Source organism: Pseudomonas fluorescens (assembly GCF_902497775.2).
In the GTDB taxonomy this organism is placed as follows: domain Bacteria; phylum Pseudomonadota; class Gammaproteobacteria; order Pseudomonadales; family Pseudomonadaceae; genus Aquipseudomonas; species Aquipseudomonas putida_F.
Genome location: NZ_OZ024668.1, coordinates 1,383,857 through 1,408,842, shown reverse-complemented (window position 1 = coordinate 1,408,842; position 24,986 = coordinate 1,383,857). Strand labels below are relative to the sequence as shown.

Here is a 24,986-nt window from a genome sequence, read left to right as displayed (position 1 = left end):
TGGAGACTCAATGACGTAGTCAGCGCTAGGAGCATTTCCTACAGAGGACTACAATCGCCTCCCCGCATTCATAGCTGTTACTTGCATGCCGACCTGTACGCTCCACCCCCTGCCCTACCAGCCCGACCCTGCGGCCTACTTTGCACGTATCCGCAAGGCGCCAGGCGCCGTGCTGCTCGACAGCGCCAGACCGACCGCCGAGCGCGGTCGTTTTGACCTGCTCAGCGCCTGGCCGCTACAGACCTTGGCGCCCGCTGTGGATGAGAGCGGCAGTGCCTACCTGCAGCGCCTGCGCAGCAGCCTGGTGCAGCTAGGCCAGGCGCAGGTACCGGAGGGCATCGAGTTGCCGTTTGCCGGCGGCCTGATCGGCTATCTGAGTTACGACTTTGGCCGGCGTCTGGAGCAACTGCCGAGCATCGCCGTCGATGACCTGGGCCTGGCCGATGCCAGCCTTGGCCTGTATGCCTGGGCGCTGATCAGCGATCATCGCCTGCAACGCAGCCAGCTGCTGTTTCATCCGAGCCTGGCAGAAGCCGAGCGCCAGCGCCTGATCGCGCTGTTCGAGGCGCCGCCAGCTACCGACACCGCCCGCTTCGCCCTGCAAGCGCCAATGCGCGGCGATATCAGCGCACAACGCTACCAGCAGGCGTTCGATCGGGTGCAGCAGTACATCCATGCCGGCGACTGCTACCAGATCAACCTCACCCAGCGCTTTCGCGCACCCTGCCAGGGCGACCCCTGGCGCGCCTACCAGGCCCTGCGCCAGGCGTGCCCGACGCCATACTCGGGGTTCCAGTTGCTGGCCGATGGCAGCGCACTGCTGAGCTTCTCGCCGGAACGTTTCATCCAGGTCAGCAATGGCCAGGTGGAGACCCGGCCGATCAAGGGCACTCGTCCGCGCAGCAGTGATGCTGACGAAGATGCACGCAACGCCGCCGAACTGCTGGCCAGCAGCAAGGATCGCGCCGAGAACCTGATGATCGTCGACCTGCTGCGCAACGACCTCGGGCGTACCTGCGAAGTCGGCTCGGTGAAGGTCCCGGAGCTGTTCAGCCTGGAGAGCTACCCCAACGTCCATCACCTGGTCAGCAGCGTCACCGGGCGCCTGGCGGCCGGCAAGGACGCCCTGGACCTGATCGCCGACAGCTTCCCCGGCGGCTCGATCACCGGCGCACCGAAAATCCGCGCCATGCAGATCATCGACGAACTGGAACCCAGCCGCCGGGCGCTGTACTGCGGGTCACTGCTGTATGTGGATGTACGCGGCGAGATGGACAGCTCGATCGCCATCCGCAGCCTGCTGGTCAAGGACGGCCAGGTGTGCTGTTGGGGCGGTGGCGCGGTGGTGGCGGACTCGGACTGCCAGGCGGAGTACGACGAGTCGATCACCAAGGTCAAGGTGTTGCTCGAGACCTTGCAAAGCCTCTGAAAAGCATCGCGGGGCAAGTCGAGGCGTCGCACCGCGATGAGACCCTACAGGCTCAACGACCGCTTCGAAGCCTTGATGAACTCCTGCTTCAACGCCGTAAAATCATGCACCGCCGGGAACTGCGGAAACTCGCGAATCACGTTCTGCGGGGCATGGAACAGAATCCCGGCATCTGCCTCGCCAAGCATGGTGGTGTCGTTGTACGAATCGCCTGCGGCAATCACCCGGTAGTACAGGCTCTTGAAGGCCAGCACCGACTGGCGCTTGGGATCTTTCTGGCGCAGCTGGTAGCCGGTCACCCGGTCGTTTTCGTCGGTGATCAGGCGATGGCACAACAGCGTCGGGAAGCCCAGCTGGCGCATCAGCGGCTGGGAGAATTCGTAGAAGGTGTCGGAAAGGATCACCACCTGGAAGCGCTCGCGCAGCCAGTCGACGAACTCGATGGCGCCGTCCAGCGGCTTGAGCGTGGCGATCACCGCCTGGATATCGGAAAGCTTCAGGCCGTGCTCATCGAGGATGCGCAGGCGCTGTTTCATCAGCACGTCGTAATCAGGAATGTCACGGGTGGTGGCCCGCAGCGATTCGATTCCGGTTTTTTCCGCAAAGGCGATCCAGATTTCCGGGACCAATACGCCTTCCAGGTCGAGACAGGCAATTTCCACAGCACACTCCTCGAACAACGCCAAAAATGGGAAGCCGCACTCTACATGCGCGGCGTCTACCCCGGCAATTTTTGTTAAGATCAGGGTATTACGAGCGCCAAGCGCCATTCAATGACCGGAAGCCGCCTGATGAGCCAACCCTTCGACGTCGCCGCCCTGGCCGCGACCTACGCCAACAAGTCCCCGCAAGACATCCTCAAGCTGGCCTTCGAGCACTTTGGCGATGACCTGTGGATTTCCTTCAGCGGCGCCGAGGATGTGGTGCTGGTGGACATGGCCTGGAAGCTGAACAAGAACGTCAAGGTGTTCAGCCTCGACACCGGTCGCCTGCACCCGGAAACCTACCGGTTCATCGACCAGGTGCGCGAACAGTACAAGCTGCCGATCGAGATCCTCTCCCCCGACCACAGCAAGCTTGAGCCGCTGGTCAAAGAAAAAGGCCTGTTCAGCTTCTACAAGGACGGCCATGGCGAGTGCTGCGGCATCCGCAAGATCGAACCGCTGCGGCGCAAACTGAGCACGGTCAGCGCCTGGGCCACCGGCCAGCGCCGCGACCAGAGCCCGGGCACCCGCAGCCAGGTGGCCGCGCTGGAAATCGACAGCGCCTTCTCCACCCCCGAGCACACCCTGTACAAGTTCAACCCGCTGGCGCAGATGAGCAGCGAAGAAGTCTGGGGTTACATCCGCATGCTCGAGCTGCCGTACAACAGCCTGCACGAGCGCGGCTTCATCAGCATCGGCTGCGAACCCTGCACCCGCCCGGTACTGCCGAACCAGCACGAACGCGAAGGCCGCTGGTGGTGGGAGGAAGCCACTCAAAAGGAATGCGGGCTGCACGCCGGCAACCTGATCACCAAGGGCTGATTTCCTCGTACGCACAATAGCGCTCCAGGTGCTGCTCAAGATCGACGATGGCCTGGCGCAGCATTTCCACCAACTGGCTGACCCGGTGCGCCGGGGCACGCGAGGCGCAGGCGTGTTCGAGCTGGGCGCAGATCGCCAGCAGATCATGTGCGCGGATCATCCGCGCACCGCCCTTGAGGCGGTGCACCAGGTCGGCCAGGCCCACCAGGTCCTTGCCATCATGCAGGCGGTCGAGGCGGTGCAGATCCTGGCGATTACTGCTCAGCAGATCACCGAGCAACGACCTGACCCTGCCCTCGTCGCCTGCGGCCAGTACTCTCAGGCTGGAAATATCCACGCCCGGCGGGACCGGCGGCTGCTCGGGCTCAGCCACGGCAAGTGCAAGGCCAGGCGTCACCCCCAGGGCCAGCGCCAGATCATCAATGCTCAACGGTTTGAACAGGCAGGCATCCATCCCGGCAGCCTGGCAGCGGGCGCGCTCGGCAGCCTGAGCATTGGCAGTCACCGCCAGCACCCGACAGGCAGCGTTGCCTGTTCGCCGCTCATGCTCACGGATCGCCCTGGCCAACCGATAGCCATCGAATATCGGCATATTGCAGTCGGCGATGACTACATCGAAAGGCTCTTTCAGCCAGCAGCGCAAACCTTCGCCACCGTGTTCGCAGACGCGCACGCGATGGCCCAGGTAGCTGAGCTGGTGCATTAACAGGATGCGATTGGCAGGATAGTCATCCACCACCAGCACCCTCAACGCCTGCGCCCCGCCGCTGCCCTGCCGGCGCCTGCCCGGTGCATCGGCCGCCGTCGAAGAAGGCAGGCAGGCCAGGCTCACCTGCACCTCAACCCGTGTACCGACACCGACGCTGCTGTCCAGCAGCATGCGCCCGCCCATCAGTTCGCACAGCATCCGGCAGATGCTCAGCCCCAACCCGGCACCGTTGCGCCCAGCCTGGCGGTTATTGCTGGCTTGACTGTAGGGCATGCCCATGCGTGACAGGTCAGCCATGGGAATGCCTACACCGGTATCTTCCACCACCAGCGTAACCGCCACCCGCTGGGCCTTGCGCCGGGCGTCCAGGCGCACCCGCACCACGCCTTCGCGGGTAAACTTGATGGCATTGCTGATCAGATTGGAGAGGATCTGCTTGAAGCGCGGAGCATCGAGCAATACGTCGCAGTCCAGCGTGCCGGCAACCTCCAGGCACAGGCGCAAGCCCTTGCTCGCAGCCTGCTGGTCGAACATGCGTACCACCCCTTCCACCTGCGGGCGCAGCTGAGTGCGGCGAGGCTCGAGCACCAGGTGCCCGGATTCGATGCGAGTGACATCCAGCACATCGCCCAGCAGTTCGAGCAAACCGCGCGCCGAACTCGATGCCACCTCGATCGCCAGGCGATCCAGCACGCCCTGATCGGCCTTTTCCTGGGCCAACTCGAGCATGCCCAGCAGGGCATTCATCGGCGTACGGATCTCGTGGCTCATGGTTGCCAGAAACGTCGTCTTGGCCTGATTGGCCGCCTCTGCCTGCTCCTTGGCCGTTTGCAACTCGGCGTACATCTCGGTCAAGGCTCGCTCGGCCCGCTCACACTTGCGAATCGACTGGCGCAGGTAGTGAATCCACACCAGCGCCAAAGCCAGCAAACTGCCAACCACGGCGCATACCTGGGCAATCAGGCGCCCATTCTTGTGCCAGAAGCTGTCGACTATCGCCAACGCGGGATTTTGCACCACCACCGTGTGGGCATGAGCTTCGAAGGCTTGCAAGCCGCGAATCGCATCCGGCCAGATACCTTGCGGCAGCTCCTGGGCCGTAGCGCCCAGGGCCGGGCACAAGCAGGCCAGCAGCAACAGCACGTGCAGCAATCGCGAAGGCACAAAATCCGGCAACCTAAACGAGCAGATTGCGCTTGGCGACATCCGCCAGGTCCACCAGCGATTTGACCCTCAACTTCTCGATCAGTCGAGTCTTGTAGGTACTGATGGTTTTATTGCTCAGCAGCATCGCCTCACCAATGGCCTTGTTGCTCAAGCCACGCGCCAACTGCTGCAACACCAGCAGCTCGCGATTGGTCAGGCTGGCGATGCACTCGGCCTCGGTGGTGCGAACATCGATTTTGCTCACCGAGCTGAGCGCCACTTCAGGGAAATAGGTGTAGCCGGACATCACCGCATGCACCGCCTTGCTCAGCTCGCACAGGTCATCGGTTTTCGACACATAGCCGACCGCCCCCGCCTTCATGCAGCGCAAGGAAAAGTATTCCGCCTGCTGGGAGGTCAATATCAGAATCTTCACTGCCAGTTTCATGGCCTTTACCCGTGCGATGACCTCCAGGCCATCCAGCCCCGGAATGCTGATATCAAGGATCATCAGATCCGGGCTCAAGTCACGGGCCAGGCGCACGGCGTCAACGCCGTTATCGGTCTGGCCGACCACGGTGAAGCGCTCGCTGACCAGCAACAGGTTGACGCTGGAGCGAATGAACGGATGATCATCCACGATCAGGACACTACTCATGCTTTCCCTCATACCATGACGTTGACGGGCCCCGGTTTCACCCCTTGAAAGTAATTTCACGGCGCTGGTCGCCTTCTACCAGTTCAAAGCGGTACAAGCGCCCGGCCTTTTTCTCGAATGCTCGCGTGTTGCCCGGCAATACATGGTGCTTGGTGGCAGGAGCGCAATCCTGGTTGCCTGCTGCACAGTCATTGAAATGATCGAGAACGATGGTGGTGTTGCCCTGGTTGGGAATCAGAAAGCGCTCGGCCTCATGCACCACCTCGGTCTGGTAGCGGGCAGCCAACGGCCTTACGAACAGAATCGAGCCGTAGCCGGCGAGGATATTGACACCGACTTTGAGTGCGCTTTCATAACGCTCGGCTTCATCTTCGGTAACCGCAAAACCATCGTTGACCTCCGGCAGCACCGGGATAAAGCGCAGCCTGAAGTAGCGCTCGTTGTCACGCTCACCACGATAGAGCAGGCGCACCGCCTGCATGCCACTGGCGGGGATGATCAGCCGCGCCGGGCTCACCACCAGGCCACGCTCCAAGGCCTCGCGGCCATCCATCTCGACCTCACGCGTTCGGCCCTGCTCGTCGTAGACCAGCTCGACGACGCTGACCTTGACGAAGGCGGTGGTATCGCCGCTATTGCGCACGCGTTTGAGCAGCGTGCTCTTGTCGCTGTCGAGGTAGTCGTAGAGCGTACCGATGTTGAGTTCAGGACCGGCGAACGCGGTTGTGGCCATTAGCAACAGCAGAGGTACTACTGCCAGCATTCCCTTCATAACTTTAGCTCCCAGCAAACTGGCTAATTAATATCATTCTCAGGCACTCAACCGAGGCGAGCAACCCGCATGACCGTAGGAAACTTCCTTAACTGATAGCGAAATTTCCATTAGTACAGACTAGTAGTGGCCTACAGCGCAGCATCCAGCACCAGCGTCACATCCCCTTGAAAGGTCTCGCCCGGGTACATAAGCATCGAGGCGGTATCTGCCTGATTCACTTCGAACAGCAGGCGCGCCTGGCGGTCGAGCGTGGCCTCGACGGTTTCGATGGTGAGCGAGGCGGGAGCGCCAACCGGCAACACCAGGTTGTCCACCGGCGCACCCAGGTGCCTCATACTGGCCGGCAGGGTCAGGGCGACTTTCAGTGGAACCTGATGGCCGCCGCGACCGCGAATGCCACAGCGCCCACCGAGGTCGTATTCGCAACGGGTATGCACGCTGATCGCACCCGTGGTCCAGATTCGAAACGGCACCACCCGGTACAGCCGCTGGGGTGGGGAGCCCCGATTGATCCAGCCCGCCCAGCCACCGGGCGGTTCAAGCACCGCGCGCTCGGAACCGGCGGGAAACTCAATTTTCAAGGGGTGCTTGACGGTGAATTCGAAATTCAGGGTAAGCAAGTCGGTGCTGACGCTGGTCAGTCGGTTCCCCAGATCTAAGTCGGCGCCATTGCCGCCGACGCTCAATTGCAACTGGGCCCGGTAGAGGCCGTTCTTCAGCGTGATGGGCGAAGGCAATTGCAGTTCGAAAGCTAGGCCCTGAACAGTGCTGTCGACATTCACCACGGCCCCAGCACTGCCGCTGCGCGCGTTCATGTAGCAGCCGCCAAGCACCTGCGGATTCACTCGGCCGACATACTGAGTGGCGGTTCGATCTTCAATCAGCCCCACATTTTCGCAAGCGCCGCTGGTACCCCCTGCCACATGAACTGTAAGGCCCGGCACAATCCTCAAGCCGAAATGCGTGGGCCGGAACTGGGCAGAGAAAGATTCTCCATGCTCATTGACCAGATTCAGGGTCCTGGTCGACGGCAGCCGAAAGAAATAGGTGTCGCGCGGATTCGGTGCCCGGTGAATAAACGCCGTAGAGAAGCTCAGCGGCAAATTGACCGTGTATCGATACTCACTGGCGGCACAAACCACTAACCCCGAACAGAAAGCTGCCTGCGGTGTAGTGTTGACGAAGCCACTGGGAGGCCTGCCTGAATGGCTGGGTATGTATTCGGCCGTAATGTCCACCACGCTGGCCTGGGCAACGCCGGTGAACGGCCCCAAGTGCAGCGCCGCCAATAATGTGATGAGTGCGCCAAGGGCTGCACACCGAGGTTTTTCCAGCCAATGCATCACGCATCCTCCTTCATTTGCTTCAACTCGGCTTGAGCCACGTTGGCCCCAGTGCAGGTCAGGTCACCCACCAGCAGAACGTCGTTCTCGCGGGTGTGTTTGTCCTGGTCGAAACTGACCAGGCACAAGGCATCACCGCCGCGACGGATTTCCAGGGTCGGCGTCGACTCGCTCATCTCGATGGCAAAGAAGCCGTCCGCTTCGCTGACGCTGCGGCTGGCGTGGTTGATGACCAGCGCACCGCGAAGCGGCTGGCCCTTGCCGTCGACCAGGCGGCCGATCACCGTGAGGGTCTGCATCACGCGAATCTGGTGATAATCGACGCCGCCACGGTTGAGGTGATATTCGACCGTCGCTGGCTGAATGACTGCCGCATGGGCTTCTTTGCCTTCGAAATCGAAGTGCACCTGGCCGGCCTTGTAGGCGCTGACCGGAATCACATTGCGCCCCGGGCGCAGCACGGCGCTGTGGCCATGGTGGTCATCGGCACGCATGCGCACACCTTGCAGGTCCGAGTCCACATCGACGATCAAACCGGCTTCATGGGGCAGGTACTGGCCGGACATCGCCACTTTGCCAGCACCGATGGCCACCACGCTGTCCAGGTTCAGGCCGGCGGTCAGCTCACCGTTATAGGAAGAGTTTTGCGCATAGGCGTCGCCGTGCAGCAGCGGGCTTTCGAACAAGGCACTGCCACCAAAACCTGCGCCGTAGCGGTCCAGCGAAACACTGCCGGCCACGCTCTGCAAAGCGCCATAGTCGATATCCTGCTGGTAGGTCAGCGAGGCATTCTGGTCACGCCCGCCGTCGCGCGACGTGCGGCTGCCAAGGGTCGCCGAAACCCTGCGCCCCGGCCCGCCGAGGCTCATGCTCATGCTCAAGGTCACACCGCGATTGCGCGCTTCTGCGGAGCTGCTGGTACCGGGCCGGTCAAACAGCGACAGACGCCAGTTGGTGTCGGAGTTCAGCAGCTTGCCGAAGTATCCCCAGCCGACATCGAAGCCCATGCCATCAGCCCCTGTACCGCTGCTGTGGGATACCCGCAATGTCGCGGTGCTGTGTCGATCGACCCGATGGCTCAGCGACAGCGCGCTCTGGCGCACCTCGCGAACGCGAAAGTCCCGATAGGCGGCGGGCTGATCGTCTTCGAAGCGGCGGCTGTCCAGCCATGAGCGGCTCTGACTGAACACCAGCGAACCTGACGCATAGCTGTAGATGCCTTGCAGGTCATAACCGTTGCCCTGGTCTTCAGTGTGAAAAATACTGCCATACACCTTGAGCGGATCGAGCACATCCCAGTCCAGCGAACCACCGTACTGCATGAGTTCGTCGATGCGTTGGGCAGAGAGCCCGAGCACCGCCCGCGGGTGCACCAGATAGTTGGTGAACAGGCCAGCGGCCAGGCTGTTGTCATGGTCCTTGTCCCAATTGCTCCACAGGCTGCTCTGCTGACCAAGATAAACGTTGTAGCGCCAGGGTGACTCGGCGTTGTTCCAGTTGCTGGGCTTGTAGATGAAGGCTTCGCTGCGGGAAGTTTCCTGATTGTCTTCAATCAGGCGCACTTCCACTTCATAGATACCCCCTGGCAGCACCCGAGTATCCAGAGCCTGCAGGCCGGCCTGTACCGCCTGGCTGTTGATCAGCACGCCATCGCGGTAGATTTCGGCGATGCCCGAACGGTTCGGGGTGACATAGATGGGCGTGGCACTGGCCTGGCCATTGTTGACCGCCAGGCTGTCGCTGCTGCCCAGCATCAGGCCGCGCGTGGTATCAGGCAGGTTGCCGAGCAAGCGCGGCTGACGGGTCAGGCCCTGGGCGCCCGGGGTGAAATAGCCCAGGCGAAAGAAATGCTGGTCGTGCAAACGCTCGGCATAGAGCTGGTCCACACGATGCCGGGTGTGCTCGTCATAGTCGCTGTTGCGGTCGAACTGCGCCTCGCCCACTGTAGTCCAGTTGCCGAAGCTGCCCTGCCCCTGCACGGCGTAACGACCAGTGGTTTCCAGATCACCCCCCACCAGGTTCAACTGATTGCGCAGCAGCAAGCCATGACTGCCACGTTCGGGCAACTGATGATAAAGCGCCGGCTGATCGCTGCGTTCGGCTGACGTAGTGAGGATCGAGAGCTGAGAGTTCACCAGACTGTAGTGCAACGCTACCAGCCCCAGCGGGCAACTGGACAGGCAGTTGCCCAGCGACCTTGGTTCCTTGAGCTGTTCGCGCCAACGTGAGCGCTCGGTCTCGCCGGCCTGGCTCTCGAAGGTGTCGGTGAAGTCGAGCAGTTGCACCTGCTCATCGCGCGACAGCACCACCAAGGCATCGCCCAGGTAGCGCCCGTCGAGGTCAACCCGAACGGCCAGAGGCACATCAAAGAAGTGCTCGCCAAATTCTTGCGGCAAGCCTTGGGCCTGGCTCAGAACCCCCAAGGGTCCGGCTCGGCCCTGAGCATCGGCCCAGACGCAGGCGGTACCTGAGAGCGCGAGGCACCCCAGGACCAGTCGAATGGATGCAGCGAGAGACAAGTAATTGGCCATGTCCATTTTTCACAGGCAATACTCACCCCGCACTCGTTCGAACGAATGAGCAGCGGGGTGAATAGAAGGGGACGGAAAATCGCCAGGCTGGCGACTTACGGCGAAACGGTCTCGAACAGCATGTTGACGATGCCCTGATAGTTGCCGGGTGCGTAGCCACTTGGGCCGGCTGCCTGGGCGGCAACGTCGAAGCCGACCAGGGTGCCGGCCGCGGCGGCTGCCGCCGGGACGACCGGAACCGAAGTGGTGGTCAGGCCGGTGCCGTTGACGGCAACGTCCAGGCCGATGCTGTTGGCGCCACTGCTGATCACTGCCGGGCTGAGCAGACGGGCAGAAATTGCCCCGGTGGTGCTTTTCACCTGCAATTGCTTGCGAATCGGTTCAAGCGACTCGCGCAGCGGGTTCCAGGCCATGCTCTGGGGTTCGTTCATCCAGTTGCCGCCCACCGGCTCGACATAGAAGTTCTCAGTGGGAATGGTCGCCACAACAGTAACCTGCTTTTCGAGCGGGTCGGATGCAAACACATTGCCAACAGCCAGCAGAGCAAGAGGCAGGGCCAGAAAAGTGCGTTTCATAAAATTATCTCCTCGAATAGACCTGTGAAGTCGTCACAGATGACATGCCAACGGCCGGTACGTCCGCCGGCGGGTGCCACACCGCACTGGGCAGTTGGCGAGGAGGATTATTCGGTAGATGTCTGACGCAAAAAGCCGGACCACTCCCAGGTAAATTGGGAAATTTCCTAAAGAGGATCAATGTTCTATCGCACAAAAAAAAAGGTTCTTCACGGAATCCCGGGGGCTATGATTCTTGGGTTGGGTTGCGGGCTTATCCATTCGGTGTGGCGCCGCTGTTGGCCCCTTCCGCCCTTACGGCGGGTCCCTTTTGTTCTTGGCAAAAGGAACCATTGCTACCTTTTCCCAAGAGAAAAGTAGGCCGCCGTAAAGGCGGAAGGGGCCAACAGCAGCCCCACACTGAATGGATAAACTCGCAGCCTCAACATCCCAACCCTGGATTCCGTGAAGAGCCAAAAAAGCCCTTGACAGGCCGTTGCTGAACGAGGGCAAGCAGGCGCGATTTAGTGCACCGGCAGCTCGACACCTTCGAACAGCTCTTCGAGCTCTTGCTTGTTGTGGCAGGCGATAGCCTTGGCCATCACTTCGCGGGTCAGGTGCGGGGCGAACTTCTCGATGAAGTCGCACATAAAGCCACGCAGGAAGGTGCCACGGCGAAAACCAATCTTGGTCACGCTGGACTCGAACAGTTCGCTGGCATCGAGCACCACCAGGTCATTGTCGAGCTTGGTGTCGACCGCCATCTTGGCGACGATGCCAACGCCCAGGCCCAGGCGCACGTAGGTCTTGATCACGTCGGCGTCGGCAGCGGTGAACACTACTTTCGGGGTCAGGCCGCGATGACTGAAGGCCTCGTCGAGCTTGGAACGGCCGGTAAAACCGAACACGTAGGTGACGATCGGGTATTCGGCCAGGGCTTCGAGGGTGAGCTTTGGCAGCTTGGTCAGCGGGTGGCCTTGGGGCACCACTACACAGCGATTCCAGCGGTAGCACGGCATCATCACCAGGTCGCCGAACAGCTCCAGGGCTTCGGTGGCGATGGCGAAATCGACGGTGCCGTCAGCGGCCATTTCGGCGATCTGCATCGGCGAGCCCTGATGCATGTGCAGGGCCACTTCCGGGTACTGCTTGATAAAGCTGCTGATCACCGGTGGCAGGGCATACCGCGCCTGGGTGTGGGTGGTGGCGATCGACAGGGTGCCCTTCTTCTCGTTGGAGAATTCCTGGGCGATCTGCTTGATGCTTTCGACCTTGCGCAAGATCTCGCCGGCGGTGGTGATGATGCGCTCACCGGCCGGGGTCACACGGGTCAGGTGCTTGCCGCTGCGGGCGAACACTTCAACGCCCAGTTCGTCTTCGAGCAGGCGGATCTGCTTACTGATGCCCGGCTGGGACGTGTACAGGCTCTGCGCTGTCGCGGAGACGTTGAGGTCGTGGTGCGCCACTTCCCAGATGTAGCGCAATTGTTGAAGCTTCATAGGTATCCCTCAAATCAGCTGGGCGTCACCGGCAGCAGCGACGATTTATAACTATATTAGTGGTTTGAAGAATAAATCTAGAACTATTTTAGCAGTCTTTCAGGAACCTACCTACGTCGCGCAGCTATGACTTCCTACGCCCCAGGTGTTGCGCGAGCGGCACCATGTATACCGGCACTGGCGACAGCTGCAGCAAGCGCACGGCGGTGCGTCCGATCGGGATATCGACGCCAGCGCCCTGGCTGTGGCTGCCGAAGATCAGCAGGTCGACACTCAGGCGCTGGGCCTGCTCCAGAATCACTTGCGCCGGATCGCCCTGGCGCACACGCACGGCCTTGATCAGGGCCAGGTCGGCCTCCTCGCCTAATTCGTCACGAAAGTTTTCCAGCACCCGTTGTTCGATATTGGCCATCACCGTGGTGACGCCTTCGCTGTGCAGTTCATCGAGGGTCTGCTCGTCCAGGTAGCTTTGCAGCAGCGACTCGGCAAACTGGCCCATGGGCTCGACCGCATGAATGACGTAGAGCTCTGCGTTGAAGGTCCGCGCCAGCGCCAGCGCGTGTTGCATGACAAAAGGCGCGTAAACACCGAGGTCAGTGGCATACAGCATGGAATGGATCATTCGACCTCCTCGACTGCCATGACGGCAGAGCAAGCTTCAGCTTAGCAGCGCCAAGATCAGCCGCAGGGCCGTCCGGCGCAGAGGTTTGCCGGTCAGCCCAGGGTCGGTTCGTTGCTGATGCCATGGGGCACATGGCCAGTGGCGACGACGCTGCGGGCCCGTTCGCAATGGCCGGCCTGGTCGTCGAAAAACACATCGGCGGCAAAGGCTTCAAGGAACGCCGATTTGTCCAGGCCGCCGAGAAACAGCGACTCGTCCAGGCGAATATCCCACTCGCGCAAGGTGCGAATCACCCGCTCGTGGGCCGGTGCCGAACGGGCGGTGACCAGCGCTGTGCGGATCGGACAGGCACCTTCCGGGAACTCCTTCTGCAACAGGTTGAGCGCCGCCAGAAATGGTTTGAACGGCCCGCCGCGCAAGGGCTCACGGGCCGACTGGCGCTCGCTGGCCTGAAAGGCTTCGAGACCGCCAAGCTGGTAGACCCGCTCGGACTCATCGGAAAACAGCACCGCATCGCCATCAAAGGCAATGCGCAATTCATCACTGGCGGCACGCCGGGCGCCACCGGAGAGAATGGTGGCTGCGGCAAAGCCAGCCTCCAGGGCCCTGCGTACATCATCGGCATCGGTGGACAGGAACAGGTGGCAGCCAAACGCCGCCAAATATGGATAAGGACTGCGACCACCAACGAAGGCTGCGCGGTAGATGCCCAGGCCGTGATGCTCGATCGAATTGAATACCCGCAAGCCCGTGTCGGCGCTGTTGCGCGACACCAGCACCACCTCGACCCGCGCCTGGCCCAGATTGGCATTCAAGCCCAGGAGTTTTTGCACCAGAGGGAAGGCATCGCCGGGTTCGAGCACTTCGTCTTCGTGTTCGATCTGGTACTGGCGGTAGGCTTCAACGCCCTCGGCCAGATACAGGCGGTGGCTCTCGCTGAGGTCGAACAGCGCCCGGGAAGAGATGGCGACGACCAGTTTGTCGCCGAGGCTTTTGCTCATGTGCTGTTCCTCCTACATACCCTGTGGTAGCCGGCTTGCCAGCGATGGGCTGCGCAGCAGCCCCGGCGATTGTCAGTCCGGCAGATTATGCCGATCAATAAACGCCAGCGCCTGATACAGCGCCTGCATCTTGGGCAACTCACAGCCCGCCGCCCTCGCCTGCGCCAACGGCTCGGCATAGATCGCCGCCAGCTCCAGTGGCCGCTGCTGGGTAAAATCGTGGTACATGCTCGGCCAGTAGTCGGGCATCTTTTCCGTCACCGCAAACAGGTGCTCGGCATAGCCTTGCGGCAGTTCATGAGCGCAGGCCCGCGCGCCCTGCACCACCTCGGCCATCAGCGCCTGAATCAAGGCGCGGCTGTCGGCATCGGCCATCAGTGGCGTGGTGCTGGCCTTGAGCAGCACTGACAAACCATTGTAGGGCACATTCCACACCAGCTTCTGCCAGCGCGCCTGGGCCAGGTTGGTCATGGCCTGGGAGTCGATGCCGGCACCATGGAACAGCGCTGCCCCGGCCTCGACAATCTGTAGACGGCTGTCTTCATCCAGCGCCGGGCCACTGTGATAGCCCAGGTTCACCGCACCCAGCGACTGATGACGGATCACCCCCGGCGCTTCGCGGTTGACGCAGATAAAGCACAAGCCGCCGAGCAGGTGCAGGTTGGCCGGCAGCAATGGCCGCAACTGCTCTTCGACCCCCAGGCCGTTCTGCAGCAGCACCACCTTGGCATCCGGCGCCGCCGCTTTGACGATCAATGGCGCAAGCTCGGCGTTGCTGGTGGTCTTGGCACCGACCAGCAGCCAGTCGCAGGGCGGCATGTCGGCGGCGTCGGCATAGGCCGAAACCCGCATCTGCACCGTGCCATGCACGGCGCTGTCGAGGCGCAAGCCGTTGTGCTGAACGACGTCGAACTCGCTGCGCAAGAGAAAGTGCACGTCGAACCCGGCACGCGCCAGCATCAGGCCATAAAAGCCACCAATGGCGCCGGTTCCGATCACGCCGATACGCGGGTTGCTCGTGTTCATCCTGCTCTCCTCAAGCGTTCATTTTTTGTCCAATTTTTTTACACGCAAATCAACCGCTTTACCAACCTTCACTATACTGAAGCGAACAAGGTCAAAAAAACGACACGGAGTCGAGCATGCGTGGCTTCCTGCTGCACCCGGACGATGTACCGGTGGAGCTGACCCTGCGTCAGTCGCCCAAACTGTTCCGCCAACGGCTGCACACTATCAGCCTGGGCGGAATCGCCTGCAACCACCCTCGAGCCTACCGCCGCGGCATGGCGGTGGAAATGATCATCCCCTCCCTCGGCGCCGAAGCGCGTTATCCCGGTTACGTAGCCTGGTGCCAGAAGCACCAGGACGGCTATCGGGTGGGCATTGCCTTCATTGACGAGCAGGCGTTGTTTGGCGCACGCATGAGCGAACAGGTGTGCCAGATCCAGCACTTCTGCCAGGCACAGGCCCAGAGCGAAAACGCCGATGCCGACCTCGAAGCCCTCGCCCAGCAGTGGGTCAGCCTGCACGCCGGCGAGTTCTCTGAGGCCAGCCTTGAGGCAAGCCATACCCGGGAAATCCTCCTTCAGGGGTAAAAACCCCGTGCCCGTGGGCTTTTCCTTGCAGGAAAGCCACCCTTGCCCATTGTCGAGCCACGGTGTAACGCGCTAAGGTTCGGCTCCCCGCTGCGTACAATTTTCGCTGCTCCGCCGCACGGGGATCGCTGGCGGCCGGCACCCGTGACCTGACGAGTAACACGATGGCTGATTTACCGATCGATGACCTAAACGTTGCCTCCAACGAGACCTTGATCACCCCCGATCAGCTCAAGAAGGAAATCCCCCTCAGCGCTACCGCCCTGCAGACCGTGACTGCCGGTCGCGAAGTGGTGCGCAATATCCTCGACGGCAAGGACCACCGCCTGTTCGTGGTGATCGGCCCCTGCTCGATCCACGACATCAAGGCTGCCCACGAATATGCCGAGCGCCTGAAGGTGCTGGCGGCAGAAGTGTCCGACACCCTGTACCTGGTCATGCGCGTGTATTTCGAGAAGCCACGGACTACCGTCGGCTGGAAAGGCCTGATCAACGACCCGTACCTGGACGACTCGTTCAAGATCCAGGACGGCCTGCACATCGGTCGCCAGCTGCTCCTGGACCTGGCGGAAATGGGCCTGCCTACCGCTACCGAAGCCCTCGACCCGATCTCCCCGCAGTACCTGCAGGACCTGATCAGCTGGTCGGCGATCGGTGCGCGCACCACCGAATCCCAGACCCACCGCGAAATGGCCTCGGGCCTGTCCTCGGCGGTCGGCTTCAAGAACGGCACCGACGGCGGCCTGACCGTCGCCATCAACGCCCTGCAGTCGGTTTCCAGCCCGCACCGCTTCCTTGGCATCAACCAGGAAGGTGGCGTGTCCATCGTCACCACCAAGGGCAACGCCTACGGCCACGTGGTGCTGCGTGGCGGCAACGGCAAGCCCAACTATGACTCGGTCAGCGTCGCCCTGTGCGAACAGGCCCTGGCCAAGGCCAAGATCAAACCGAACATCATGGTCGACTGCAGCCACGCCAACTCCAACAAAGACCCGGCCCTGCAGCCGCTGGTAATGGAGAACGTCGCCAACCAGATCCTCGAAGGCAACCAGTCGATCATCGGCCTGATGGTCGAGAGCCACCTGAACTGGGGCTGCCAGGCGATCCCGAAAGACCTCAACGACCTGCAGTACGGCGTGTCCATCACCGACGCCTGCATCGACTGGGAGTCCACCGAGAAGACCCTGCGCAGCATGCACGCCAAGCTCAAGGACGTACTGCCCAAACGCCAGCGCGGCTGACAGGCAGATACAAAAACGCCGGGCAATTGCCCGGCGTTTTTGTGGGTGCATTGAACAGCAGCACGGATGGCTGCCCTTCGTGTTCTTCAGGCCTTGTTGGTGGCGTGCTTTTGCTGACGCTCCATGTAACGCTCGACATAAGAGCACGACGGGATCACGGTATAGCCCATGTCTGCGGCGTACTGGAGCGCCTGTTCGGTGAGTGCCGCAGCGATACCCCGGCCACGCAGCGCGTTCGGCACGAACGTGCGGTAGATATCCAGGGTCTGCTTACCCAGGTCCATGTAAGTCAGGTAAGCACGATGACCGTCCACATTGGTCTCGAACTGATGACCAGCCTGGTCATGGTGGATGGACAACGCCTCGCTCATCACTACTCCTCGCGGGTCTTGTGCTATGACCCTACCTTACCGATGTTTATCCGGCGAAGGAACCTCTACGCCACCCCGTGCCCCATTGGACAGCGAGAAGAGCATGGCTGTTCTCTGGCAAATGAGCACGTACAAATAGTAGGCGCCCCCTACCCAGATGCTCAAGGTGGCTGGTCGCAAATTTCTTCCACTTGTGCAAGCGCAGACGCAGCGAGCATCGGCCTGAACAGTTGCCGGATGTTGTAGTGCTATGACGAAGGATGACACTTTAAGTCACTTTTAGTTCAACAAAATACACACTTGCTACACTTGTTAGCACCCGCGCATGCGGCGCCTTCACAGTTTTTCTACATAAGGCTGTGGCGGACCCCGGACAGGCGCATTTTTTTGCAGTTCTTGCGCTCTGTCAGTTTACTTACTACAAGTAATGGGTACTATGTACGCCGGCCAGTTTCTCTTTCTTGAGAGATGGCTATTTAATAGAAAGTCCTTGAAGGGGAACACGATGAACAACGTTCTGAAATTTTCTGCTCTGGCTCTGGCCGCAGTCCTGGCTACCGGTTGCAGCAGCGTATCCAAAGAAACCGAAGCTCGTCTGACCGCTACCGAAGACGCAGCTGCTCGTGCACAAGCTCGTGCCGATGAAGCCTATCGCAAAGCTGACGACGCTCTGGCTGCTGCTCAAAAAGCACAACAGACCGCCGACGAAGCTAACGAGCGCGCTCTGCGTATGCTGGACAAAGCCAGCCGCAAGTAATAGTCCTTCGGGATTGTTATTGGAAGCCGACCCACTTGTGGGTCGGCTTTTTTGTTGCCGCCAATAAAGTGCATCGCCAGAAACGACGAGGCCTGCACGATGGCAGGCCTCGGGTATAGCAGCAATGGCTTACTGCATGTCGTAAGGCACGCTGGAAACCATCGGTGCCTGGCCACCCGCACCATTGGGCACGGCGATTTCTACCGGCATGCCGTCTTCGGTGGCGACCACGTCACGGACCATGTCCCAGTTCATGCGCAAGTTATTGGCCAGGTCTTCACGCTTGAGCAAGGCATTGATGACCGCAGTGTGCTTGTCGACCACCGACGGGTCGCCCTTGTCGTCCAGCGGCGTGTGCGCCTCGAGGTAGACCTTGCCGGCACTGATACCGAACTTGTACGGCTCGTTGATGATACGGACCGGTACACCGACCGGTGCCATCTTGGCCAGTTCCAGCACGTTATTGTTGAACATGCGGAAGCAGCCGTGGCTGGTGCGCATGCCGATGCCGAACTTCTTGTTCGAACCGTGGATCAGGTAGCCCGGCACGCCCAGGGTGAACTTGAACGGCCCCAGCGGGTTGTCCGGGCCTGCCGGCACCACGGTTGGCAGGATGTCGCCGTCTTCGGCGTGTTCCTTGCGGATCGAGGCTGGCGGTGTCCAGGTCGGGTTCGGCGTCTTGGCCGTGACCCTGGTATTGGCAATCGGCGAGCCCCAGCCTTCACGGCCAATGCCCAGCGGGTAGGTGTGCACTACGTTCTGCCCTTTCGGGTAGTAGTACATGCGGTACTCGGCCAGGTTGATGACGATGCCTTCGCGCGGGCCCGGCGGCAGGATGAAGCGGGTCGGCAGGATGATCTCGGTGCCGGCGCCCGGCAGCCATGGGTCGACGCCCGGGTTGGCGGCGATCATTTCCAGGTAGCCAAGGTCGTTGGCGGTGCCGATGTCGGCAAAGGTGTCTTCGTACTTGGCCTTGATCACCTGGACCTGGCCGATGACGTCTTCACCGGGAGGCGGCAGGGGGAACTCCAGCGCAGCAGCGGGACCTGCCGCCAGCAGGGCGGCCAGGGACAGGCAACGGGTGACGGCGGGAAAGCGCGGCAACATCCGGGAAATCCTTCGCTAATTCAATTGAGTCAAGCAATCGATTGTACACCGCCCCCTGCATAATCGGGAGATGTCCCGGGCGCAGTTGGCCGTACAGGGGATGAAAGGTTATATCAGCGCGTTACAGCTGGGGCCATACCGGCCGCGTGCCCCGGCGCTGGGCATCGAGAATCGCCCTGCACAGCGAGCACAGGCGGCGGTCACGGTAGATGCTGCGTTCGGCCTGCGACCAGCGCGGTTGCGCCGGCAGCAGCGTGCCGCACAGGGTACGGTCGGCCGAGCCGCCAAGCTCGAGCTGGCGGGCTACCAGATGGACGCGGATCTCCTGGCAGGCGAACAGGTCAAGCTGTTCGTCAGGCTCGATCAATTGATAGGCATACAGGGACCAGGCGGGACGCGGCATCGGGGGCTCCAAATCGGGGGCGCAACATTAGCCGAAAGCCGGTCACTATAAAAGCGTCAAAGCAGCGGTTTTAGTTGCGGCCAGGCATTTTCCAGCAACCTGGCCTGGGCGCCCTGCCCCGGATGAATGCCATCGGCCTGCATCAGCTCGGGCACACCGCCCACCCCTTCGAGGAAAAACGGCACCAGCGGCACCTGTTTTTCCGACGCCAGGTTTTCATACACCTTGGCGAAGGCCTCGGTATAACGCTTGCCATAGTTGGGTGGCAGGCGCATGCCCAGCAGCAATACCTTGGCACCGGCGTTGCGCGAGCTGTCGATCATCGAGGCAAGATTTTGTTGCAATTGCGTTGGCAACTGCCCGCGCAGGCCATCGTTGCCACCCAATTCCAGCACCACCAGCTCCGGCTTGTGCTCTGCAAGCAGCGCCGGCAGCCGCGCCTGGCCTCCGGCACTGGTGTCGCCGCTGATCGAGGCGTTGATCACTTTAGCGTCGAAACCCTCGGTCTTCAGGCGTTGCTCCAGCAAGGCAACCCAGCCCTGGCGGGTATCCAGGCCGAAAGCGGCACTGATACTATCGCCGACAATCAGCACGGTCCCCGCTGCTGCGCCCTGGGCCATGCACATCAAGGCCAGGCCAGCACTCAATAACCACACTCGCATCGGATTCTCCATGGGCCCCAGCATTCTCAGTGCGCGCAACCTTAGCAAAGTGGTCCCCAGCGCGGAAGGCGACCTGACCATCCTGCACGAACTCTCGCTGGAATTGAAACAAGGCGACAGCCTGGCCATCGTCGGCGCCTCGGGTTCGGGCAAATCGACCCTGCTCGGCCTGCTGGCCGGCCTCGACCTGCCCAGCGCAGGCTCCGTGACCCTGGCCGGCCATGACCTCGGCCCGCTGGATGAAGACCAGCGCGCGCGGGTACGGGCCGAGCATGTCGGCTTTGTGTTCCAGTCGTTCCAGTTGCTCGACAGCCTCAACGCCCTGGAAAACGTCATGCTGCCGCTGGAACTGGACGGTCGCCGCGATGCCCGCGAGCACGCCCGCAGCCTGCTCGAGCGGGTCGGCCTGGGCCAGCGCCTGAGCCACTCGCCGCGCCAGCTGTCCGGTGGCGAACAGCAACGGGTGGCCATCGCCCGCGCTTTTGCTGCCGAGCCCGCGGTGCTGTTTGCCGACGAGCCCACCGGCAACCTCGACAGCCACACCGGCGAGCGCATCAGCGACCTTTTGTTCGACCTGAACAAGGAACGCGGCACCACCTTGGTACTGGTTACCCATGACGAACGCCTGGCTCAGCGCTGCCGTCGCCTGATCCGCCTGGACGCCGGCCACCTGGTCGCGCCGCTGGAGCCCTGATGAAGCGCTTGCCGTTGTTCCCCCTGGCCCTGCGCCAGTTGCTGCGCGACGCCCGCGCCGGCGAGTTGCGCGTGCTGTTCTTCGCCCTGCTGGTGGCAGTGGCGGCCAGCACCGCGATCGGCTATTTCGGCGCGCGCCTCAATGGCGCCATGCTGTTGCGCGCCACCGAGTTCCTCGGCGCCGACCTGGTGTTGCAAGGCAGCTCGCCTGCCGAGCCCGAGCAGATCAGCCATGGCACCGCCCTGGGCCTGCAACATGCCCAGGTGGTCGAGTTTTCCAGCGTGATCGCCACCGACAACGGCATCCAGCTATCGAGCATCAAGGCAGCCAACGCGGCTTATCCGCTGCGCGGTGCACTGCGCAGCGCCGCCGAGCCCTATGGTGTCGAAACCGCTGGTGGCGGCCCGGCACCCGGCGAAGCCTGGGTCGAACCGCGGCTGCTGGCGGCGCTGGAGCTGAAAATCGGCGACAGCATCGATGTCGGCATGAAGACCCTGCGCATGAGCCGGGTACTGACCTACGAGCCCGACCGCGCCGGCAACTTCTATAGCCTGACCCCGCGGGTGCTGATCAACCTCGCCGACCTTGAGGCCACCGGGGTGGTGCAACCGGGTAGCCGGGTCAGCTATCGCGAACTCTGGCGCGGCGAGCCCCAAGCCCTGGCCGGCTACCGCGATGCCGTCAGCAAAAACCTCGCCGCCAACCAGCGCCTGCAGGACTCGCGGGATGGCAACCAGCAGATCGGCGGCGCCCTGGGCAAGGCCGAGCGCTACCTGAACATGGCCAGCCTGGTGGCGGTACTGCTCGCCGGTGTTGCCGTGGCCCTGTCGGCCAGCCGTTTTGCCACCCGGCGCTTCGATGCCAGCGCCCTGCTGCGCTGCCTGGGCTTGTCGCGGCGCCAGGCGCTGAGCCTGTTCTGCCTGCAACTGGCGATTCTGGGCAGCATCGCCGCGGTGTGTGGCGCGGCGCTCGGCTGGCTGGCCCAGCTGGGCCTGTTCCAGTTGCTGCAAGGGCTGATGCCGGCGCAGATCCCACCCGGCGGTATAGGCCCGGCCCTGGCCGGCATTGCCACCGGCCTGGTGGCCCTGGCCGGCTTCGCCCTGCCGCCACTGGCGGCCCTTGGCCGGGTGCCACCGCTACGGGTACTGCGCCGCGACCTGCTGCCGGTACCGGCCAGCAGTTGGCTGGTGTATGGCGCCGCGCTGTTCGCCCTGGGCCTGATCATGTGGCGCCTGAGCCTCGACCTGCTGCTGACCTTCGCCCTGCTCGGCGGCGGCCTGGTCGCCGCCTTGCTGCTGGGCGGCCTGTTGTTGCTCGGCCTGCGCAGCCTGCGCCGCCTGCTCGCCGACAGCCCGCTGGCCTGGCGCCTGGGCCTTGGCCAGTTGTTGCGCCATCCGCTGGCCGCCGCCGGGCAATCCCTGGCCTTCGGCCTGATCCTGCTGGCCATGGCCCTGATTGCCCTGTTGCGCGCCGAACTGCTCGACACCTGGCAGAACCAGCTGCCCAAGGACGCCCCCAACTACTTTGCCCTGAACATCCTGCCCGACGACAAGAACAGCTTCGCCCAGCGCCTGAGCGAGTTCTCTGCCGAAGCCGCGCCGCTGTACCCGGTCATACCCGGGCGCCTGACCGCGATCAACGGCGAGCCGGTGCAGCAGATCGTCAGCAAGGAATCCACCGGTGATCGCGCCGTGCAGCGCGACCTGAGCCTGACCTGGGCCGCCGACCTGCCCCAGGGCAACACCCTGAGCGAAGGCCAATGGTGGCAGGCCCAACCGCCAGCCGATGCCCTGCCCGGCGTATCGGTGGAGGCCGAACTGGCCCTGAGCCTCAAGCTCAAACTCGGTGACAAGCTGACCTTCACCATTGGCGGCCTGCAACGCCAGGTACAGGTCAGCAGCCTGCGCACGGTCAACTGGGACAGCTTCCAGCCCAACTTCTACATGATCTTCCAGCCGCAAACCCTGCAGGACCTGCCGACCACCTACCTGACCAGCTTCTACCTGGCGCCGGGGCATGACCAGCAGGTGGTGGCGCTGTCGCGGGCGTTCCCGGCGGTGACCATCCTCCAGGTCGACGCCCTGCTCGAACAGCTGCGCAGCATCCTCGCCCAGGTCACCCTGGCCGTGGAGTACGTACTGTTGTTCGTGCTGGCGGCGGGCCTGGCGGTGCTGTTCGCCGGCTTGCAGGCGACCCTCGATGAGCGCATTCGCCAGGGCGCCCTGCTGCGCGCCCTGGGCGCCGGGCGCGGATTGCTGGTCAAGGCCCGGCGTATTGAGTTCGGTTTGCTCGGGGCAGCCAGCGGACTGCTGGCGGCGATCGGGTGCGAGCTGATCACCCTGGTGCTGTACCGTTTTGCCTTCGACCTGCACTGGAGCCCGCACCCATGGCTGCTGTTGCTGCCGGTCATCGGCGCCCTGCTGGTGGGCGGTGCCGGGGTCTACGGCACGCGCCGGGCGCTCAATGCCAGCCCGCTGGCGGTGCTGCGCGAAGGCTGATCAGGGTTTGACATAGTCGATGGCGTTGACCCACCAGCACATCTCGCCGGAAGGGGTCTGGACGATGACTTCATCGCCGACCTCTTTTTTCAGCAAGGCGCGGGCCATGGGCGAGTCGATCGAGATGTAGTCCATGCGCCCGTAGATCTCGTCGTAGCCGACGATGCGAAAGCGCTTGGTCTCGCCCTCCTCGTTCTCGATCTCGACCCACGCACCGAAAAACACCCGGCCTTCCTGCTCCGGCGAATACTCCACCACGCGCATGTCTTCCAGGCGCTTGCGCAGGTAGCGCACGCGGCGGTCAATCTCGCGCAACAGTTTTTTGTTGTACTGGTAATCGGCGTTTTCGCTGCGGTCGCCCAGGGACGCCGCCCAGGTGACTTTTTGGGTGGTATCGGGACGCTTTACCCGCCACAGATGGTCCAGCTCCTGCTTGAGCGCTTCGTGACCTTCCTTCGTGATGATTTGCGTACTCAACAAAAATTCTCGCTTCCAGGCTGACTGAATGGCTTGCAGGGCCTGATCATCAACCCTGTCGAGACGCGGCGCAACTGCACGTGACTTGTGCCTGCCGGCTCCAGTCCCAAGAGTGAAACCGCAGACAACCACAACAATACGGTCTGACCCGCATGCACGCCCAACGCACTGCCTTGCACAACGAACTGCACGCCCGCCCGTCGCTGTACTTCGACGAGCCGGCGCATGTCTTCCACCTGGCGTTTCTCGGCACCGATGCCGACTGCAATACGCTGCTGCAGCATTGCTGCCCGGACGCCTTCGAGCCCGATGCCGCACAGGGCATCACCCAGCTGGACGGCCATCCGTTCAAATGGGAGCGCCATTCCGAGTTCTTCACCCTGACACTGGTAGTGCCCGCCGCCAGCGGCGAGCTGCACTGGACCAGCCTGCCCACCGCCCTGGCGGCAGGCGTGGAGCCCTATCGCGAGCAGATGATCAACGCGGTACAGGTGCTGGTACGCGACGAACAGGACCTGGACCTGAGCCGCTATGGCTTCAAGGACCCCAGCGGCTCTTGCGTGGGCGGCGGCGATGCCGTGGTGTGGAGCGATTTTCGCCTGACCGCCGATGGCACCAACCGCTTCCTGTTCGTCAACCGCAGGCTCAATGCCTATCGCCAGGGGCGAATGATCCGCCGTCTGCTGGAGATCGAAACCTACCGGATGATGGCGTCATTGTCGCTGACCGCCGCCAAGGCCCTGAGCCCGCAACTGGATGCCTATGACCGCAAGCTGGTCAGCCTGTCGGAGCGCAACGTCAGCAGCGACGGCGGCAATGCCAAGGCCCTGCTCGCCGACATCGCCCAGCTGTCGCGCCAGGTGGTCGGCAGCACGGTCAAACACCGCCATCGCTTCAGCGCCACCCAGGCCTATGCGCAACTGGTGTTCGAACGATTGGGCGAGCTACGGGAAAGCCATGTCGGCGATTGCCAGCGCCTGGGCGTGTTCATCGAGCGGCGCTTCAAGCCTACCGTGCGTTACTGCGCGGTCACCGAGCAACGCCTGGAGCACCTGGCCGAAAGCGTGGCCAACCTCGGTGACCTGCTGCAGGCGCGAGTGCAGGTCGAGATGGAAGAACAGAACGCCGAGATCCTGCGCAGCCTCAACGCCCGCGCCGACACCCAGATCAAGATCCAGCGGGCCGTGGAAGGCCTGTCGATCATCGCGATCAGCTACTACCTGCTGAGCCTGTTCAAGCTCTTCTACGCCGGCCTGCACACCCTGGGCGCGCAGATCACCGCACGCGAGGCATTGCTGGGCATGGCGCCGGTGGTGATGTTGATCATGCTGGTGATCCTGTTACGGATCAGGAAAGCCAAGGCGCATTGACGCACAGGCCCGGGCACT

The 24,986-nt window shown here is 62.4% G+C and carries 24 protein-coding genes; 8 read left to right on the top strand and 16 right to left on the bottom strand.

Translation table 11 applies throughout. From position 1 onward, the window contains the following. The first annotated feature begins 85 nt into the window (after positions 1 to 85). On the top strand, positions 86 to 1,429 hold the full coding sequence (pabB, locus tag F8N82_RS06605; RefSeq protein ID WP_038994471.1) for an aminodeoxychorismate synthase component I: 1,344 nt from the start codon (positions 86 to 88) through the stop codon (positions 1,427 to 1,429). 44 nt (positions 1,430 to 1,473) lie between these two features. Here pabB and thrH read toward each other — a convergent pair whose 3' ends face one another. Then, a complete protein-coding gene (thrH, locus tag F8N82_RS06600) occupies positions 1,474 to 2,091 on the bottom strand; it encodes a bifunctional phosphoserine phosphatase/homoserine phosphotransferase ThrH (RefSeq protein ID WP_038994468.1) in 618 nt (205 codons plus the stop codon). A 129-nt stretch (positions 2,092 to 2,220) separates the two neighbouring features. Here thrH and F8N82_RS06595 point away from each other — a divergent pair, with 129 nt between their 5' ends. After that, complete coding sequence (locus F8N82_RS06595) at positions 2,221 to 2,955, top strand: phosphoadenylyl-sulfate reductase (protein ID WP_038999262.1); 735 nt, start codon at positions 2,221 to 2,223, stop codon at positions 2,953 to 2,955. On the opposite strand, the gene F8N82_RS06590 is transcribed toward F8N82_RS06595, so the two are convergent. From F8N82_RS06590 to F8N82_RS06545, 10 genes are all read right to left on the bottom strand, one after another. Beyond that, entirely contained in the window at positions 2,942 to 4,828 is a 1,887-nt protein-coding gene (locus tag F8N82_RS06590) for an ATP-binding protein (protein WP_162195910.1), read from the bottom strand. The genes F8N82_RS06595 and F8N82_RS06590 overlap by 14 nt on opposite strands. 13 nt (positions 4,829 to 4,841) lie before the next feature. Further along, on the bottom strand, positions 4,842 to 5,468 hold the full coding sequence (locus F8N82_RS06585; protein WP_038994466.1) for a response regulator transcription factor: 627 nt from the start codon (positions 5,466 to 5,468) through the stop codon (positions 4,842 to 4,844). Positions 5,469 to 5,505: 37 nt separating this feature from the next. Further along, positions 5,506 to 6,240, bottom strand: coding sequence for a pilus assembly protein (locus F8N82_RS06580; protein ID WP_038994464.1), 735 nt, complete (start codon positions 6,238 to 6,240; stop codon positions 5,506 to 5,508). A 131-nt stretch (positions 6,241 to 6,371) separates the two neighbouring features. Further along, positions 6,372 to 7,586 (bottom strand): hypothetical protein, encoded by a 1,215-nt coding sequence (locus F8N82_RS06575; protein ID WP_141231032.1) that lies wholly within the window; start codon positions 7,584 to 7,586, stop codon positions 6,372 to 6,374. Continuing rightward, positions 7,586 to 10,117, bottom strand: coding sequence for a CS1-pili formation C-terminal domain-containing protein (locus F8N82_RS06570; RefSeq protein ID WP_038999258.1), 2,532 nt, complete (start codon positions 10,115 to 10,117; stop codon positions 7,586 to 7,588). The genes F8N82_RS06575 and F8N82_RS06570 overlap by 1 nt, the downstream gene beginning before the upstream one ends. A gap of 95 nt (positions 10,118 to 10,212) precedes the next feature. Further along, positions 10,213 to 10,692 carry a CS1 type fimbrial major subunit gene (locus F8N82_RS06565; protein ID WP_038994460.1) on the bottom strand — a complete coding sequence of 160 codons (480 nt, stop codon included), beginning with the start codon at positions 10,690 to 10,692 and terminating at the stop codon, positions 10,213 to 10,215. Positions 10,693 to 11,195: 503 nt separating this feature from the next. Continuing rightward, complete coding sequence (gene cysB, locus F8N82_RS06560) at positions 11,196 to 12,170, bottom strand: HTH-type transcriptional regulator CysB (protein WP_010222540.1); 975 nt, start codon at positions 12,168 to 12,170, stop codon at positions 11,196 to 11,198. Positions 12,171 to 12,294: 124 nt separating this feature from the next. Then, positions 12,295 to 12,792: a universal stress protein gene (locus F8N82_RS06555; RefSeq protein WP_010222541.1), complete on the bottom strand. Its 498-nt coding sequence runs from the start codon at positions 12,790 to 12,792 to the stop codon at positions 12,295 to 12,297. 92 nt (positions 12,793 to 12,884) lie between these two features. After that, complete coding sequence (locus F8N82_RS06550) at positions 12,885 to 13,793, bottom strand: 5'-nucleotidase (RefSeq protein ID WP_038994458.1); 909 nt, start codon at positions 13,791 to 13,793, stop codon at positions 12,885 to 12,887. Positions 13,794 to 13,865: 72 nt separating this feature from the next. Further along, positions 13,866 to 14,819 (bottom strand): putative 2-dehydropantoate 2-reductase, encoded by a 954-nt coding sequence (locus tag F8N82_RS06545; RefSeq protein ID WP_038994456.1) that lies wholly within the window; start codon positions 14,817 to 14,819, stop codon positions 13,866 to 13,868. A gap of 116 nt (positions 14,820 to 14,935) precedes the next feature. Here F8N82_RS06545 and F8N82_RS06540 point away from each other — a divergent pair, with 116 nt between their 5' ends. Next, positions 14,936 to 15,388, top strand: a complete 453-nt coding sequence (locus tag F8N82_RS06540) for a PilZ domain-containing protein (RefSeq protein WP_038994455.1) — start codon at positions 14,936 to 14,938, stop codon at positions 15,386 to 15,388. Between the two features lie 164 nt (positions 15,389 to 15,552). Then, positions 15,553 to 16,629 carry a 3-deoxy-7-phosphoheptulonate synthase gene (locus tag F8N82_RS06535; protein WP_010222545.1) on the top strand — a complete coding sequence of 359 codons (1,077 nt, stop codon included), beginning with the start codon at positions 15,553 to 15,555 and terminating at the stop codon, positions 16,627 to 16,629. A gap of 86 nt (positions 16,630 to 16,715) precedes the next feature. On the opposite strand, the gene F8N82_RS06530 is transcribed toward F8N82_RS06535, so the two are convergent. Beyond that, entirely contained in the window at positions 16,716 to 17,000 is a 285-nt protein-coding gene (locus F8N82_RS06530) for a GNAT family N-acetyltransferase (RefSeq protein ID WP_038994454.1), read from the bottom strand. Between the two features lie 505 nt (positions 17,001 to 17,505). Here F8N82_RS06530 and oprI point away from each other — a divergent pair. Then, a complete protein-coding gene (gene oprI / locus F8N82_RS06525; RefSeq protein ID WP_003259780.1) occupies positions 17,506 to 17,757 on the top strand; it encodes an outer membrane lipoprotei OprI in 252 nt (83 codons plus the stop codon). 129 nt (positions 17,758 to 17,886) lie between these two features. On the opposite strand, the gene F8N82_RS06520 is transcribed toward oprI, so the two are convergent. The 3 genes from F8N82_RS06520 to F8N82_RS06510 all read right to left on the bottom strand — a co-directional run bounded on the left by F8N82_RS06520 (position 17,887) and on the right by F8N82_RS06510 (position 19,929). Then, entirely contained in the window at positions 17,887 to 18,864 is a 978-nt protein-coding gene (locus tag F8N82_RS06520) for a L,D-transpeptidase family protein (protein WP_038994450.1), read from the bottom strand. 121 nt (positions 18,865 to 18,985) lie between these two features. Then, a complete protein-coding gene (locus tag F8N82_RS06515) occupies positions 18,986 to 19,267 on the bottom strand; it encodes a hypothetical protein (RefSeq protein ID WP_038994449.1) in 282 nt (93 codons plus the stop codon). Positions 19,268 to 19,323: 56 nt separating this feature from the next. Beyond that, the gene (locus F8N82_RS06510; RefSeq protein ID WP_038994448.1) at positions 19,324 to 19,929 is read right to left on the bottom strand and encodes an arylesterase; all 606 of its coding nucleotides are present in this window, start codon (positions 19,927 to 19,929) and stop codon (positions 19,324 to 19,326) included. 10 nt (positions 19,930 to 19,939) lie between these two features. On the opposite strand from F8N82_RS06510, the gene F8N82_RS06505 reads away from it, so the two are divergent. Beyond that, positions 19,940 to 20,623, top strand: a complete 684-nt coding sequence (locus F8N82_RS06505) for an ABC transporter ATP-binding protein (protein WP_010222550.1) — start codon at positions 19,940 to 19,942, stop codon at positions 20,621 to 20,623. After that, positions 20,623 to 23,121, top strand: coding sequence for an ABC transporter permease (locus F8N82_RS06500; protein ID WP_038994447.1), 2,499 nt, complete (start codon positions 20,623 to 20,625; stop codon positions 23,119 to 23,121). The genes F8N82_RS06505 and F8N82_RS06500 overlap by 1 nt, the downstream gene beginning before the upstream one ends. Here the strand turns inward: F8N82_RS06500 and greB are convergent, their stop codons facing one another. Then, positions 23,122 to 23,598 (bottom strand): transcription elongation factor GreB, encoded by a 477-nt coding sequence (gene greB, locus F8N82_RS06495; protein ID WP_038999256.1) that lies wholly within the window; start codon positions 23,596 to 23,598, stop codon positions 23,122 to 23,124. Between the two features lie 152 nt (positions 23,599 to 23,750). Between greB and F8N82_RS06490 the strand changes: the two genes are divergently transcribed. Continuing rightward, positions 23,751 to 24,968 (top strand): DUF3422 domain-containing protein, encoded by a 1,218-nt coding sequence (locus tag F8N82_RS06490; RefSeq protein WP_038994446.1) that lies wholly within the window; start codon positions 23,751 to 23,753, stop codon positions 24,966 to 24,968. The last annotated feature ends 18 nt before the right edge of the window (positions 24,969 to 24,986 follow it).